At 43.0% G+C, this 16,369-nt stretch carries 13 protein-coding genes; 8 read left to right on the plus strand and 5 right to left on the minus strand.

Annotation, left to right across the window (positions count from 1 at the left end; all coding sequences use genetic code 11):
• The 3 genes from V7K44_RS09975 to V7K44_RS09985 all read right to left on the minus strand — a co-directional run.
• On the minus strand, nucleotides 1–335 hold a 335-nt coding region (locus V7K44_RS09975), incomplete at its 3' end, for a hypothetical protein (protein ID WP_334931024.1).
• Between the two features lie 753 nt (nucleotides 336–1,088).
• Nucleotides 1,089–2,390, minus strand: coding sequence for a HEAT repeat domain-containing protein (locus V7K44_RS09980; RefSeq protein WP_334931107.1), 1,302 nt, complete (start codon nucleotides 2,388–2,390; stop codon nucleotides 1,089–1,091).
• Nucleotides 2,391–2,753: 363 nt separating this feature from the next.
• Complete coding sequence (locus V7K44_RS09985; protein ID WP_334931025.1) at nucleotides 2,754–3,167, minus strand: QcrA and Rieske domain-containing protein; 414 nt, start codon at nucleotides 3,165–3,167, stop codon at nucleotides 2,754–2,756.
• Between the two features lie 521 nt (nucleotides 3,168–3,688).
• Between V7K44_RS09985 and V7K44_RS09990 the strand changes: the two genes are divergently transcribed.
• The 8 genes from V7K44_RS09990 to V7K44_RS10025 all read left to right on the plus strand — a co-directional run bounded on the left by V7K44_RS09990 (nucleotide 3,689) and on the right by V7K44_RS10025 (nucleotide 13,569).
• Nucleotides 3,689–5,308, plus strand: a complete 1,620-nt coding sequence (locus V7K44_RS09990) for a ferredoxin--nitrite reductase (protein ID WP_334931027.1) — start codon at nucleotides 3,689–3,691, stop codon at nucleotides 5,306–5,308.
• A gap of 293 nt (nucleotides 5,309–5,601) precedes the next feature.
• The gene (locus V7K44_RS09995; protein ID WP_334931029.1) at nucleotides 5,602–7,104 is read left to right on the plus strand and encodes a NarK family nitrate/nitrite MFS transporter; all 1,503 of its coding nucleotides are present in this window, start codon (nucleotides 5,602–5,604) and stop codon (nucleotides 7,102–7,104) included.
• 337 nt (nucleotides 7,105–7,441) lie between these two features.
• The gene (locus V7K44_RS10000) at nucleotides 7,442–9,640 is read left to right on the plus strand and encodes a molybdopterin oxidoreductase family protein (protein ID WP_334931031.1); all 2,199 of its coding nucleotides are present in this window, start codon (nucleotides 7,442–7,444) and stop codon (nucleotides 9,638–9,640) included.
• A gap of 296 nt (nucleotides 9,641–9,936) precedes the next feature.
• The gene (locus V7K44_RS10005; protein ID WP_334931033.1) at nucleotides 9,937–10,395 is read left to right on the plus strand and encodes a phosphate-starvation-inducible PsiE family protein; all 459 of its coding nucleotides are present in this window, start codon (nucleotides 9,937–9,939) and stop codon (nucleotides 10,393–10,395) included.
• Between the two features lie 81 nt (nucleotides 10,396–10,476).
• A complete protein-coding gene (locus V7K44_RS10010) occupies nucleotides 10,477–10,929 on the plus strand; it encodes a nitrate reductase associated protein (RefSeq protein ID WP_334931035.1) in 453 nt (150 codons plus the stop codon).
• A 218-nt stretch (nucleotides 10,930–11,147) separates the two neighbouring features.
• The gene (locus V7K44_RS10015) at nucleotides 11,148–11,750 is read left to right on the plus strand and encodes a DJ-1/PfpI family protein (RefSeq protein WP_334931037.1); all 603 of its coding nucleotides are present in this window, start codon (nucleotides 11,148–11,150) and stop codon (nucleotides 11,748–11,750) included.
• 187 nt (nucleotides 11,751–11,937) lie between these two features.
• A complete protein-coding gene (locus V7K44_RS10020; RefSeq protein WP_334931039.1) occupies nucleotides 11,938–12,063 on the plus strand; it encodes a hypothetical protein in 126 nt (41 codons plus the stop codon).
• Between the two features lie 123 nt (nucleotides 12,064–12,186).
• Nucleotides 12,187–13,569, plus strand: coding sequence for a PrsW family glutamic-type intramembrane protease (locus tag V7K44_RS10025; protein ID WP_334931041.1), 1,383 nt, complete (start codon nucleotides 12,187–12,189; stop codon nucleotides 13,567–13,569).
• 316 nt (nucleotides 13,570–13,885) lie between these two features.
• Here the strand turns inward: V7K44_RS10025 and V7K44_RS10030 are convergent, their stop codons facing one another.
• Together V7K44_RS10030 and V7K44_RS10035 are read right to left on the minus strand one after the other, a co-directional pair.
• Nucleotides 13,886–14,533 carry a hypothetical protein gene (locus V7K44_RS10030; protein ID WP_334931043.1) on the minus strand — a complete coding sequence of 216 codons (648 nt, stop codon included), beginning with the start codon at nucleotides 14,531–14,533 and terminating at the stop codon, nucleotides 13,886–13,888.
• Nucleotides 14,534–14,680: 147 nt separating this feature from the next.
• On the minus strand, nucleotides 14,681–16,255 hold the full coding sequence (locus tag V7K44_RS10035; protein WP_334931045.1) for a CHAT domain-containing protein: 1,575 nt from the start codon (nucleotides 16,253–16,255) through the stop codon (nucleotides 14,681–14,683).
• Nucleotides 16,256–16,369: the final 114 nt, after the last annotated feature.

Genomic DNA, 16,369 nt, shown 5'->3' on the forward strand with positions numbered 1-16,369 from the left:
AGTGCTTGAGCCAGTACCTGTTGTTCCAGTGCTTGAGCCAGTACCTGTTGTTCCAGTGCTTGAGCCAGTACCTGTTGTTCCAGTGCTTGAGCCAGTACCTGTTGTTCCAGTGCTTGAGCCAGAGCCAGTACCTGTTGTTCCAGTGCTTGAGCCAGAGCCAGTACCTGTTGTTCCAGTGCTTGAGCCAGTGCCTGTTGTTCCAGTGCTTGAGCCAGTGCCTGTTGTTCCAGTGCCTGAGCCAGTACCTGTTGTTCCAGTGCCTGAGCCAGTGCTACCACTGGAGCTTCCGCTACCGGAGCCTCCACTACCGGAGCTTCCGCTACCGGAGCCTCCACTACCAGAACCTCCACTTTGGGCAGAAACTGAAGGAGGTAAGGATACAGAAGCGAAACTGATGGCAAAGACAGTAGCTAAAACAGCTTTAGATAAATCGAAAGGCTTCATGCTTATGGTTCCTTTTATGTTCTAGATTTGTGTGGTTAATTGATTTACAAAAGCAATATTGTCTCTTCAATCCACTGCTAAATTAGGTAAATTCTGACAAGATAGATTGAAGGAGTGTTTTACTTAGCTTCTTCTGGAAAAGTCGAAAGAATTTGAAAATACCATAACAACTTACTATTCGTCACATTAAGCAAAATAACTCATAATCAGTAATTACTATTTCAGGATTAAGAACCTACGGACAAATTCGCTTGTTCTGAAAAATAGAAACTAAATATTGTATTTACTTCTATCCATTCCATTTATTTTATTGATTTAATTACTTATTGTGAATTATTTTGTTCCTGTTAGATAGCATGAGTGTTAGTTTTTTGCCGGACTTATACTTAACTAAAAACTTTATACAGCCAGATGCTGCTAGCAGTTGAGATTCTATTAAGAATACTTCACAATATTATTTCACCTGAGAACTTATAACTTCATACTCCAGATGTGTCTTGCTTTAGACTTAAGGAATACTTTTATTGTCAGTTAAGTAGGCCGACGTAAATAATTAAAGGTTTGTAGCAAGGATTTTAGTCCTCTCTTCTCTACGAAAGGCTGCGCTAACGAGACGCTACGCGATTAAAAGTTGACACCGAAATTTACCATTCGGCTAAAGCGATCGCGATCCCCTGTTTTAAATCTGGTGTGATTGCGTCATTTTTTGCTAACTGCTGCAATTGTTGATATGTAGCTTCTCCATCCAGATTTTTCAGGGCGGCGATCGCGTGTAGTCTCACCGATGCATTAGAATCTCCTAGCAGCGAAATCAATGGTTCAATTGCTTGCATTTCGCCTAACTGTCCTAAAGACAAGGCGATCGCACTTTTGACACTGGCAATCTCTGTGGCTGGATGTGGCGATTGCAGTATTTGCAGTAGGATTTCAGCAGATGGTGTAGTTAACTGCGGTTTTTGGACTCGTCCCAAAACTGTGACAATTTCTTGCCATACTGTTTCTGATGTACTTTGATTCAGTGCTGTTTGCAAATATTCCAAACTGGATAACGTCCCCACCCAACTTAAAGCGCGGATAGTTTCTAATTGCAGCGTTATCGGTGTCTGGGGTGAAATCAGCAAATCAAATAAGTGTTTGGCAGCGTCATCACTACCTATGCGAGAAAGGGTAACTGCGCCTGCACAACAAACATCAAGGTTAAAGTCGTAAAGTTTGGGTTGCAGTCTCGTTATTAAATCTAATGCTTGGTGTAAGTCGGGGCGAAAACCTAAACCAACCACTGCTGCACGCCTGACTGTAGCGGCTGTATCATCCAAAGCTTTTAATAATACTGGCGGTACGCGTTCGTCATGAAAACTGCTGAGGGCTTCAATTGCGGCGGCGCGGATTGCTGCTTGTGGATCTTGCACTACACTTAACAGCGGCGTGATGGTTTCTGGTTGCCGAATACAACAAAGCGATCGCACTGCTAACAATCGTGTATTTTCGTCTAATAGAAGTTCAGTTAGTGAAGCAATGGCAACAGTACCCATTTGTCCCAGTGCTGTAGCTGCGATCGCTTTGAGTTCTTCATCCTCATCATTTTTCAACAATTCAACTATTGACGCGATGACTTCTGGGTGTTTAAATTCGCCCAAAGTCCTGGCTGCATACCAGCGCAACTCTTCTTCTGCGTCTTCATCTTCTAATATTTCAACCAGAGGTGGGATGGCAATATTTCCTAAGTTAGTCAATACTTTGGTGATTTCCCAGCGTTGTTGAAAATCCCCCATTTCTAAGATGGAAAGTGTTAATTTCAGGAGATATTCTCGATTTTTAACTATCTCTGGATGTTCCGAGTCTGCGCCTAAAATTAACTGTTGCAAATATTGAATTAGTGATGACCAATCAGCCGCATTATGTGCTGCCTCGGCTTGTACCAAAAGCTGTTTGATGTTACTCACAATATCTTGCTTTAATTATCATCTTCTGCCCCTTGCACCCCTGTCTCCACTAAGAGGATGTTTTAAAAGTTCTTTGGTCGGTAATAAAACGTTTTAGATCCCCCTAAATCCACGCCACTTGCTTCACTTGGGGAGACCCCAGACGCTCTCTACGAGACGCTAAAAGCGAACGCAGACTCGCTAACGCTGCGCTATCGCCCTTGGCGTCTCCCCTTCTCCCAAAGGGAGAGGCTAGCGCCAAGGGAGAAGACCGCAGTGGCTCCCCTTAAAAAGGGGGACTTTGATTCCGGTTCCCCCCTTTTTAAGGGGGGTTAAGGGGGATCTAGAAGTACCTAAAATTACATCTGACCACTTTTAAAACATCCTCTAAGTTGGCTTAACTACAACAGAATTACCCTCAATCTTAGCGGCATAAGTTTTGAGCGCTTCTGTCGCTGGGCCTTTTTGTACTTTACCATCGGCTCCATATTCCGAACCATGACAGGGACAAGTGAATTTTTTGGCATCAGCTTTCCATGCTACGGTGCAACCTGCGTGAGTACAAGTAGGGTTAACAGCAGTTAGAGTTCCGGCTTTAGATGTGCCCACTACCAGCACAGGCCCAGCAGGTGAGTCTTTCGCCAGCAATTGACCTGTTTTATCTAATTCTGCCGATGTACCTACTGTTTGCCAATCTTTAGATACTGGAGTTGTTTGAGAAGAACAAGCTGCTATCGCTACAGGTAGAGAACTCGCAATCAAACCCAAACCTACCCAATTAATAAAATCACGACGTTTCATAGCTGTTGAAATAATATCTAAGTTTTAGCTAACATCTGCCACTCAATTGTGGATTTTAGATTTGGGATTAATCTATGGCGATCCAAAATTGCTTTAGTCATCTCAAATACCGTTGATTAAGCGTTCTACATCGTTCATTGATGACTTTAATGTAAAAAATACATAATATTCATGCGTTCTTGGGAAAGTTTCCCAAAAAACGTAACAATTTATACGATTCTAACAAAAATCTCGCCTTAAGTTATGAGTATCGAAATTGTTACATGAACATTATCTAAACCTGCTTGACAAATTCCGAAGATGTAAATGGTGACAAATTCTCCTTAACTAACCACGGATTTTAAGTTTCGCGTTGGAATGCTTTCGAGTAAAAATAATCACCCGTAATTAAATATTGATTGAGTTTTTATTCCCTAACCCTCGTAGATACAGCACCTGATGTAACTACGGATTGATTGGTATTGGGAAATTACGACCACAGTTCCCGATCGTATCAGTAATTTGCAACGAGATTCAGCCTCATGACAGACACAGCAACTACCACTAGCCTTAATAAGTTCGAGAAATTAAAAGCAGAAAAAGATGGACTCGCAATCAAGAGTGAGATAGAGAAATTTGCCGCCCTGGGTTGGGAGGCGATGAACGAAACAGATCGCGATCATCGGCTCAAATGGGTAGGCGTGTTTTTTCGCCCAGTTACTCCAGGCAAGTTTATGATGCGGTTGCGGATGCCTAACGGTATTCTTACCAGCAACCAGATGCGTGTTTTGGCCCAAGTAGTGCAGCGTTACGGTGATGATGGTTGCGCTGATATTACTACCAGACAGAATATTCAATTACGGGGGATTAGGATTGAAGATTTACCAGATATCTTTAATAGATTTCACGCAGTTGGTTTAACCACTGTGCAGTCAGGAATGGATAACGTCCGCAATATTACAGGCGATCCTGTGGCGGGGTTAGATGCAGATGAGTTGTACGACACGCGAGAGTTGGTACAGCAAATTCAAGATATGCTCACCAACAAAGGGGAAGGAAACCCAGAATTTAGCAACTTACCACGGAAATTTAATATTGCGATCGCAGGTGGACGAGACAATTCGGTTCATGCTGAAATTAACGATTTAGCTTTTGTGCCAGCATTTCAAGAAGCAGGGGAGCAGGGGAGCAGGGGAGCAGGGGAGCAAAATTTCCCCTCTGCTGATTCTCAGCACAAAATTTTTGGGTTTAACGTTTTAGTCGGTGGATTTTTCTCAGCTAAACGTTGTGAGGCAGCGATTCCTCTGAATGCTTGGGTGGCTCCAGAAGATGTGGTAACTGTATGTAGAGCGGTTTTGGAAGTATTTCGCGATTGTGGGCCACGTGCTAATCGGCAAAAATCACGCTTGATGTGGCTAATTGATGAATGGGGTTTAGATAAGTTTCGAGCAGAAGTAGAAAGCCGTTTGGGTAAATCATTATTACCCGCAGCCGCAAAAGACGAAATCGACTGGGAAAAACGCGACCATATTGGGGTATATAAACAAAAGCAAGCCGGATTAAATTACGCAGGGTTGCACATTCCTGTCGGTCGGTTGTATGCCGAAGATATGTTTGAAATTGCTCGTATAGCAGAAGTTTACGGCACTGGCGAAATCCGTTTTACAGTTGAGCAAAACATTGTTATCCCCAATATTGCTGAGTCGCGTTTAGCAACATTTTTAACAGAAACGTTGCTAGAAAGATTTTCAGTTAATCCTGGTTTACTGGCGCGATCGCTAGTATCTTGCACAGGCGCACAATTCTGCAACTTTGCCCTCATCGAAACCAAAAATCGCGCCCTGGCAATGATTAAAGTCTTAGAAGAAGAGTTAACCTTCACTAACCCAGTGCGAATTCACTGGACAGGTTGCCCCAACTCCTGCGGACAGCCCCAAGTTGCAGACATTGGCTTGATGGGAACTAAAACTCGTAAAAATGGCAAAACCTTGGAAGGTGTTGACATCTATATGGGCGGCAAAGTTGGCAAAGATGCCCATTTGGGAACTTGCATCATCAAAGGCATACCATGCGAAGACTTGCAGCCAATATTGCAAGATTTACTCATCCAAAAGTTTGGGGCGAAACTCAAGCAAGAAGCCTTACTAGTTGGTAACTGCTAGTACTTATTAGGGGTATTCGGCATTGGGTAAAACTCATACTTCGACCTTAAAGGCTTAACCTTCAACCTTAAAGGCTCAACCTTCGACCTTAAAGGCTCAACCTTCGACCTTAAAGACTTAATCTTCGACCTTAAAGACTTAACCCTCGACCTTAAAGACTTAACCCTCGACCTTAAAGACTTAACCCTCGACCTTAAAGACTTAACCCTCAACCTTAAAGGCTTAACCCTCGACCTTAAAGGCTCATTTTCTTCTACCTCCTCTCCGTATTTTATTTAATTAGAAAGATTGGAATGCTTAAACAATTATTTTCATTTAGCGATCGCTACCGCATTTTACATCAGACTTGGTTTGCTTTCTTTCTCACCTTTGTTTGTTGGTTTAACTTTGCTCCCTTCGCTACAACCATTGGTAGAGAACTAGATTTAGCACCAGAACAAATCAAAACTTTAGGCATCTGTAACCTCGCCCTTACAATTCCCGCACGGCTAATTATTGGGATGCTTTTGGATCGTTTTGGCCCCAGAATCACCTACTCAATGCTGCTGATATTTGCGGTAGTTCCTTGTTTGGCGACGGCGCTAGCGCAAGATTTTAATCAACTAGTCATCAGTCGTTTGCTGATGGGGATTGTCGGATCTGGGTTTGTTGTGGGTATCCGCATGGTGTCCGAATGGTTCCAGCCGAAGGAGATGGGAATTGCTCAAGGTATTTATGGAGGTTGGGGCAACTTTGGGGCTTTTGGCGCAGAATTTGTTTTGCCGATACTTGCAGTTTCTACGAGCTTTTTCGCTGGTGGTGCTTCTAACTGGCGATTTGCGATCGCATTTACAGGAATTATTGCAGCTATCTACGGGGTAATTTATTACAACAACGTCCAAGATACACCCACAGGTAAAGTCTACAAAAAACCCAAGAAAAATGGTTCTCTAGAAGTAACCAGTGTTAAAAGCTTTTGGGCGATGATTCTCTCGAACTTTGGTTTGATTTTCGCCTTGGGTTTATTGGCTTGGCGTTTAGAACAAAAGAATATTCACTTCCTAACTGTGAGCCAAATGTATCTGACTTGGTTACTATTAGCAGGATTATTTGCTTACCAAAGTTACAAAGGTTGGGAAGTCAACCGAGAACTACTAATTGGCAAGAAAACTTACGCTCCATCTGAACGTTTCCAATTTGGTCAAGTAGCCTTACTTGAATTCACTTATATAACAAGTTTTGGTAGCGAACTAGCAGTCGTTTCCATGCTCCCAGCGTTTTTTGAAAAAACCTTTGCTTTAGAACACGTTGTCGCTGGGATGATTGCCGCTACCTATCCGTTCTTAAATTTGATTTCTCGTCCTAGTGGTGGCTTAATTTCTGATAAGTTTAACTCCCGGAAGTGGACAATGACAATTATCAGTGCTGGCATTGGTGTTAGTTATTTGATGGCACATTTTATTAATAGTAGCTGGCCGATTCCAGTCGCGATCGCAGTCACAATGTTTGCCGCCTACTTTGCCCAAGCTGGCTGCGGTGCAACCTACAGCATTGTTCCCCTAATTAAAAAAGAAGCCACTGGACAAATTGCTGGTAATGTCGGAGCTTACGGTAATTTTGGCGGCGTAGTTTACCTGACAATTTTTAGCTTAACCGACGCTCCCACACTATTTTCCACAATGGGTTTAGCTGCACTAGTCTGTGCTTTCATGTGCGCCTTCTTCCTCAAAGAACCAAAAGGTTCTTTTGCCGCTACATTTGAGGGTGAATTACCAGAAACCGCAACGAAAAACCCTATCTTCTTAACTGAAGAATAGACCTGTCTTGAAAATAGAGAGTAGGCAGTAAGACAAATAAATTCTCATAGTTAGTAGTAAGGACTTTAGTCGAATGGCACTAAGAAAAGATACATGACTGGTTCCCAGCCTAGAGGCTGGAAACCCATTCTGGGAGGCTCCGCCTCCAGTAGCTTGATAAGAGGCAGAAGCCCACTTTAAATATATTCCCAGCCTGGAGGCTGGGAACAAGACGACAAAACCTTTGGGCTTTTCTTAGTGCCATTCGTTTCAAAGAGTTTTTGTATAACACACAAATTTCTCAACCTGGCGCTACATCTGAGGTTGCACAATCAAAATAACAAAATGTACAACTGCCATGAGTGAATTTACCAAAACTCTCTGTCCCTACTGTGGTGTTGGCTGTGGACTAGAAGTTTCACCCCCAGCCCAACTTGGCAAAGCAACTAATCGAGATAGCCAAGGAAATCCAACTTGGCGGGTGCGCGGCGATAAAACCCATCCATCCAGTCAGGGAATGGTTTGCGTCAAAGGTGCAACGATCGCAGAATCTTTAGATAAAAATAGATTACATTACCCAATGGTGCGAGACTCTTTAGATCGAGAGTTTCGGCGCGTTAGTTGGGATGAAGCTTTTAATCTTATTACGCAACGCATTCAAACAGTCCGCTTCACCCAAGGGTCAGAAGCCTTATGTATGTATGGTTCCGGTCAGTTTCAAACTGAGGATTATTACATCGCCCAGAAACTGATGAAAGGCTGCCTTGGTACGAATAATTTTGATGCCAACTCCCGTTTATGTATGTCTAGTGCTGTGGCTGGGTACATTCAAAGCTTTGGCGCAGATGGCCCCCCATGTTGTTACGAAGACTTGGAGTTAACCGACTGTGCATTTTTAATTGGCACTAATACAGCCGAATGTCATCCCATCGTTTTCAACCGTCTAGAAAAATATCACAAAAAGAACCGCAAAGTCAAAATGATTGTGGTTGATCCCCGTCGCACACCAACCGCAGAAGCCGCCGACTTACATTTAGCCATTCGTCCCGGTACAGATATCGACTTGTTAAACGGCATCGCTCACTTGTTGATGCGCTGGAACTACATTGACACCATGTTCATGGACGACTGCACCAGCAACTTTCCCGCTTATGCTGAAGTCATTCGCCACTATTCGCCAGAAGTGGTGGCTCGTCAATGTGGAATCAGCATTGAAGATTTAGAAACAGCAGCTCGCTACTGGGGTCAATCTGAGCGGGTATTGTCTTTGTGGTCAATGGGTGTAAATCAATCCTCAGAAGGGACGGCTAAGGTAAGAACGATTATTAACCTGCACCTGATGACTGGACAGATTGGCAAACCTGGGGCTGGCCCTTTTTCCCTCACTGGTCAGCCGAACGCAATGGGAGGACGGGAAGCCGGAGGTTTAGCGCATTTATTACCGGGTTATCGGGCGGTGAAAAATCCGCAGCACCGTGCCGAAGTTGAGGAGTTTTGGGGATTTGAGTCGGGACAGATTTCGCCTAATCCCGGCTTGACTGCTTGGGATATGATTACTGGGTTGGAAAATGATGCTGTAGAGTTACTGTGGATTGCAGCTACCAACCCAGCTGTGAGTATGCCAGATTTAGAGCGGACTAAAAAGGCGTTGTTGCGATCGCCTTTTACCATTTACCAAGACGCATATTATCCCACAGAAACTTCTGCTTACGCTCACGTTTTGCTACCAGCAGCCCAGTGGGGTGAAAAAACTGGTGTGATGACAAATTCTGAACGAGTAGTAACTCTGTGTCAAGCATTTCGCCAACCGCCAAGAGAAGCTAAAGCCGATTGGGAAATTTTCGCCGAAGTTGGACGGAGATTAGGTTTTGAGAAAGAATTTGCCTTTGCAAACTCTGCTGAAGTTTATGCTGAGTTTGTCCAACTAACTAAAAATCGCCCCTGCGATATGACAGGTATCAGTCACGCGCAATTACAAGCAGAAGGCCCGACTCAATGGCCTCATCCTGAAGAGAGCAGGGGGAGCAGGGGAGGAGAAATCTCTCGAAAGCGATTATATACCGATTTGCGCTTTCACACCCCTGACGGACGCGCTCGATTTGGGGCATATTACTCCAAAGGATTGGCAGAACCACCAGACCCAGATTATCCCTTTGTGTTAACTAATGGACGACTTTACGGACACTGGCATACGCAGACACGCACCGGTCGAATTGAAAAAATTTGCAAAATGCATCCCGAACCGTTTATCGAAATTCATCCCCGTGATGCTGCTCGGCTAGGTATTGTCGATAGTATGTATATAGAAGTGCGATCGCGTCGAGGTAAAGCGAAGTTTCCTGCTAAAGTGACAAAAGCGATCGCGCCTGGTACAGTTTTTGTCCCCATGCACTGGGGTTCGCTATGGGCAGACAATGCCGAAGCTAACGCCCTCACCCATCCAGAAGCGTGCCCCGATTCATTGCAACCAGAATTAAAAGCCTGTGCAGTACAGTTGATACCAATTTCCGTGGAAGTTCCAATCAAAAACCATCAACTCCAGTCTTCACAATGGTAAGCTGCAAAGTGTAGCTCGACAGTGGTAATTTATAATCAGCAATAGGTAATTTAGTCAATAATCAATAGTCAATAGTTATTATCATTTTTTATGACTTTCTAATTTTGACTGTTACCAATTACTATATCTAAAGGGTAAATTTATAGTAATACAGAGGTTTCACTAGAGTTAATTTTAGCTATGGATAAATAATCAAAAAACGATAGAAAACTTCCAAACCATTAACAAGTAAACTTTTTTCAATCCTTTAGATTTATCTATAGGATTTTCTTTTATTTTAGAATCAGGTGCAGCAGATGAAAAAGCTATTGAGGCGAATTCTAGGAGCTACCACAGATAAGAACTTTATGCACTTCATTGAAAACATAGAAGTGCTGGTTTCTAAAGTTCTATCTATTTTTATGGTAATTGTAATTTTGGTAGCGATCGCAGATTTAGGAACCTTTATTTTTAAAGAGTTATTTACCATACCTTATGGAGAGGCTAACACAACACTATATAAGATTTTCGGTTTATTTTTAAATATTTTAATTGCTTTAGAAATTTTAGAAAATATTACGGCATATCTACGAAGACACGTTTTTCAAGTTGAATTAGTTATTGTCACGTCTTTAATTGCTGTTGCTAGAAAAATTATTATTCTTGACTTAGAAAAAGTCGCGGGTATTGATATAATTGGTCTAGGTATAGCTATTCTTGCTTTATCAATTAGTTATTTGATAATTCGTCTCAGTAATTCAAAAGATGCAAGTTAAATAAAAATCCCAACAAACTGTTGTGGATTAAAAAAATATTTTTCCATTCCCCACTCTCATCAACTTTGGGTTTTTCGAGCAATGACAAATTTCTTTCAATTTGAAGCAGAATTTGTTGATTCCCTACGTTGCATCCCTATGCAGGTACGTTACAAATTAGATACCTGTGGCATCAAGCTAAAATTGTCTGATTGGAACCAAATGACTACAGCCGAGCGTCAAGCTTTAGTCGAATTACCTTGCACTACAGAAACGGAAATTCAGTCTTACCGCGAACATATCGAGCAATTAATTATACAACGTAATGGTATACCAGCTAAAAAATTGCCCATTGAGCCTCATCCGGCATGGCTAGACTCTGCCATTGTACCAGTCAACATTCAGGAAAAAGCTCAAGAAATAGGTATAACCCTGACAGAGCAAAATTGGGTAGCTTTAACGCCATTACAGCGTTTTGCCTTGATTAAACTCAGCCAGCCAGGACATGAAAACAAAAATTTTCCGAGAGCGATCGCAGAATTTCATCTGCTTTAATTTACCATTCGATCGTAATCGTTGAATTATGGTCGTGTTCCTGTAAACTGTATTAATTTTTGTTAAATTGCCACTCTGAAATGATACATTACAGCACAGTGATTGATGTTAGGTATCAAAAACTCGTATATAAACTAACGCAGAAAAAAGCTGACTCTAAATTAATATTTACTTTATAAACAACTATTTGATGACTAATAGGTGAGGGTAACAAATATATGGCTGCAAAGAAACTTTTGATGCTTGTTGGCGACTATGTAGAAGACTATGAAGTGATGGTTCCTTTCCAGGCATTGCAAATGGTGGGACACACTGTCCACGCAGTTTGCCCCGACAAAAAAGCTGGCGATATGGTGCGGACAGCAATTCATGACTTTGAAGGAGACCAGACTTACAGCGAAAAACCCGGACACAATTTTACTTTAAATGCTACCTTCGCAGAAGTAGAAGCCACAACCTACGATGCCTTAGTCATTCCTGGAGGAAGGGCACCAGAATATATCCGCCTCAATCAGCAGGTACTAGAAATCACCCGTCACTTTGCCCAAGGGAATAAACCGATTGCTGCCATCTGTCACGGCTTACAGATATTAGCGGCTGCTGATGTACTGCAAGGCAAAAGATGTACTGGCTACCCTGCTTGTAGCCCAGATATCAAGAGTGCTGGAGGAATCTATGTTAATATCCCTGTCGATCGGGCAATAGTTGATGGTAACTTGGTGACAGCACCAGCTTGGCCCGCTCACCCACATTGGCTAGCAGAATTCCTCACAGTACTTGGAACTAAGATTGAACACCCAGAATTGACTACAGTTGTTTGAGATAAGATACCAGAAATATTTTAGTTCACTTCATAACAGTTTCTTCCCCTACTCCCTACTCCAAAAGAGCTTTGGCAAAAACAACTGACAACAGACGACTAAAAATTATATATTTTTGAAATGGAACTAAATGCAGTAAAAAATACTATTTTTTAATAAATTGCAGTGGGTTTAATTTGCAGCTACGATGTCAAAAGTACAGCATCGAGACAATCTGATTTATCCGCCTAACAAGTCAGTTTTAGGGCAAACTCTCAGCAGATGGAATACTTCTTTACATGAGGCGAAACAATTTGAAATTTTGCACCAATAATTTTAAATTTCTTAGCAGTAAGTGAAGCTATAGTGGATTTAGCAATGCTGCTGCTAATGTGGCTAAGGTTAGTCCTGCCGCCAAATTATGTGAAGAATTAGTTTAGAAACGCACTTCTTATCGATGACAGGCAAAAACGCAAGACATAATGCATTTCTGCGGCTAGTGTCTGGTAATGGGGCAGCTTTGGGAGCAGAATCTCGCTACTCGCTGCCCCCCAGTAAAGAGATGGTAATTGGACGCGACCCCAGCTGCCAAGTTGTCTTGGATGCCATGATGTACCGAATGGTATCTCGTCGTCATGCAGTGGTTCGTCCCCTCTCTCCATCCCCAGATAGCAAATTTAGCTGGGTGCTTTGTGACTTGAATAGTGCTAATGGCACCTATTTGAATGGACAACGCTTATATGAATGTCAAGAATTGCACCCAGGCGATCGCATTTCTCTAGGTGCTGATGGGCCGCAATACATTTTTGAATACGAGTATACCTCACTGACCCCGGCGACGACACTCAACCAAATTACACCACTCCCTTCGGCGACTAACTACCACAACCACACGCAATTAAAGCAGCCAGATTCTGTTAGCTTCACTCAGCTTTTTCCAATTATTTCCACTGGTAAAGATTTAACTACTAAAGCTTACCTCGTACCGGGAATACTGACCGTAATTTTTGTGGTGCTGATGTTCGCTACAGTCGGTCGCCCCCAAGCTAATCAAGTGATCGTCGCAAGTTACATCGCCTTCGCAGCCTACTATTTTGTTTACCAGCTTTGCGGGAAACAGAAGCCTTGGTGGGTGCTAATGGCTACCTCATTGGGTACAATCCTGATTTTGCTCAGTCCGCTGTTGGATCTATTTATTTTCGTATTTCGTGGCATCTTGCCTGGAAGCTTGCCCACACCCCAAGAATCTATCACCTTCACAGAGTTACTGGTGCGGATGTTTTTTGGCGCTGGGTTGATGGAGGAATTACTCAAGGCATTACCTGTATTAGGGGCTTTTGCCATCGGTAGAATGTTGTCTTCACCTTGGCGAGAACGCATCGGTATCTGGGAACCTCTAGATGGTATTCTCCTGGGAACGGCTTCTGCCGTTGGTTTTACTCTCTTGGAAACCCTCGGTCAGTATGTGCCTGATATCACTCAAAATGTCACACAACAGGTGGGTATAGGGGCTGCTGGTCAACTGGCAGGTTTACAACTGCTAATTCCGCGAATTTTAGGCTCTGTAGCCGGACACATGGCTTATAGTGGCTACTTGGGTTATTTTATTGGGTTGGCTGTCCTCAAACCTAGTAGAAGTTGGCAAATTCTGTCTATTGGTTATCTGAGCGCCTCTGCGCTCCACGCTCTCTGGAATGCTACAGGGTCGATCAATGCCTTGCTGTTGGTAGTTGTTGGAGTGTTATCTTACGCCTTTCTGATGGCGGCAATTCTCAAGGCACGGGCGCTATCACCAACGCGATCGCAAAATTTTGCTACCCGATTTCTTGGCCCAAAATAGGGGAGCAGGGGAGAATAATTCTTGACAAATGACAAATGACCAATTGCTTGAGTATTTACCTCTTGGGATAGATGGCCTAATTTTAAAATCAGCGTATTATTAACCTATTGTGGAGTAAATATACTTACAAAAATAAAAATCATTAAACTTCTTGCACAAAGTCTTGATTTTCAACTCTTCCTTTGCGTAAGTTAAACCAACATCTTTGCAAAAGACACTTCAAAATAGAGTAAACAGCAAAGCGCGGGTTACACGAACACAATGCATAATGAAAACTAATGAAAACTTTTGCTATCCCCTACTCCCTACTCCCCATTCATACTTCAGGCTGAGACTTGTTAAGTTCAGTAAAAGCATAAGAAGCGATCGCTAAACTAACCTTTGCTTTATCTACTTCTGATAAAGCTGTCCACTCGCTATTTTGAAGATTACTGAGTGCAGATGCCGCATTTTGCGATTCGCTACTTCGCATAGCGTAAGCAAAAGGACGAGCCAAAACGATCAGATCCTCAGTTCCCCAAGTTGGTAGTACAGTCTGAACGCACTCAACCAGTTGCTCGCTGATTAATTGGCGAGCCGCAAATATCTCGGCAGCTTTGGTGGCGATGGTGTTGAGCAATATTTGGGGGACACAGGCAGAAAAATTTGTACGTAATGCTTCTTGAAGGTTAAGCACTACTGCCTGTTGTAGGTTATGATTGTGCTCGGATGTAGGAGTAATACTAGACCAAAGTGTATCTAGATGCCCGTAAAAATCTTGCGATCGCCTCATTATTTCAACGCCCTCCAAATCTTCCATTCCGAACTGTTGTTCTAGTTCTTGAAAATAAGCTTCTGATTCCTCATCACCTGGATTCCAGGGATAGTTAGCATCCTCTGGTTCTAGTAACGCTTCTAATAACTCTAAATCTACTTGAGATGGCAAAGATGGGAAAGTGTCTGAGCCGTTAATTTTGTGAGCCATATTTTCTTCCCTCATGATTATTTGGTGGTATTGACAGCTACAAGTTCTAAGAGGAGATTTCCGCAAAAACTGTTGATTTTTTCTCTAAAAAAAACAGATTTTAAAAGCTAATGCTAAAGACTTAAATTCATTTATGCAATAGCTCCGCTAGGAGTCTTCAATCACAAACTCCCAGGTTTCACCTCTAGCACTTCCAAACTTTAACTGCATTCCCGATTTCAAAGGGACTTCCTCCCGGAGGATTTGTTGCCAGCCATTAGGGCCTAAAAACCAGGTTGTCCCGTAGGTGGAAAAATCTTGCAAGTAATAAGTTCGCATTAGTGTAGCATCTGTAAGAGTGTTGCGGCAGAAGATTTCGGCGTGGCGTTTGGATACAGATGGTTCGGGGATGACAATATCATTATCTTTCGTGCGGCCGATGCGGGTAACTCCATAACGCAGTAACCAGGTTTTACCTTTTGGAGTGAGCGATCGCAAACTTGCAGTCGGAAGCGAGGAACCGACCTCAGGAATGGCTGTATCTGGTAGTTCGGTAATACCTTCATCCAGATTTTTAATCAGTTCGCCATTAAAATCTGGATGCAGGTAGAGAACAGGCAAAGTCCAAGCAGGTTGATTAAATTTATACAGTGTTAACAACTCTTGCCTAGCCTGTGCTACGGCTTCATCAATTGGCTTGTGCGATCGCAAAGCTTCGGTAAAGGCTTGAATAAAACTGTGGCTTTCATGGTCAGCTATTTCATCGCGCATCCCCAAAACCCCAGGCACACCATGACGAATCAATACTTCTGCTAAACTACTGGCAGGGATAGCTTGATGATTGACGGCAGCTGGTTGTGCGCCCCAACAGGCGTTGAGAACCGCTAATTTCACACCTGTACGGGTCAATACTTGCGCCAATTCTATCCCATTGAGGGGCATATCTGCTCGCAAAAACAGTAACCCTCCGTCTGGGTCTGGCAAACCATGTCCAGCGTAAAAGAAAACGTTGTATTCTTTGGTTTCTAATTCATCAATTAACTGTTGTGGAGTTGGTTGAATGAGTTGATTCACTACACAAGGTGCATATCTTTGGGAATTATTAGGCGTATCTGCAAGAGCTTGCTGTAAGATAGCGGCTTCTTGTTCTAGTTGCAGTTTGTCATTATGACCTAAAACCAGCAAGATACTTAAAGCTTGGTCAGTTCGCAAATGCGGTAAAGGCTCAACTTCAGTGCTGGTGCGACTAAATAACAAATCTTGCGAGAGAGACATCGCCGATTGGCCAGGCTCACGCTGCATAATTTCCCAAGGGAAAGCGATCAGATCCGGGTCGCGAATTTCTAGTCGAAAGCGCAAACGTGTATGCTGACCCATAGCAATACCGCGACTGCGTTCTAGACTACCAAGAATTTGCCCGTCGAATACCCAGCGCCATAAATTCATTCCCAAGTATTGCATCAGACGACTGCTGTAGGGGCCAGTAGCTTGACCTGAAGGGGATGAAATCCAATCTATGGGGAATGGGTTGGCCTTTTGAAATGTTGAGTTGGGGGAAATATCTAGGCGACCATGACCAGCAAACATCTGCTGCCATTCGTGCCACACTTGGGTAAGTTCAACAGGCCATACACAGTCACGTAAAACGTAGCCACTGGGATACGGAGCCTTGACCACCCAGATGGCGAAGTTGTCAGTGCCAGTGTTTAAGAGACGGGCGATCGCCAAATTCAGGGATGGCATGGATTCATTAAATTAAAAGCTAAAAAAATAATTTCAAGAGAAGAAGAATTCAGAAGCCAGAATTCAGGAGTCAGAATTCAGGAGTGCGGGATTTAAACCCGACATTAATTGTTT

This window comes from Nostoc sp. (assembly GCF_036917235.1).
GTDB lineage: Bacteria > Cyanobacteriota > Cyanobacteriia > Cyanobacteriales > Nostocaceae > Nostoc.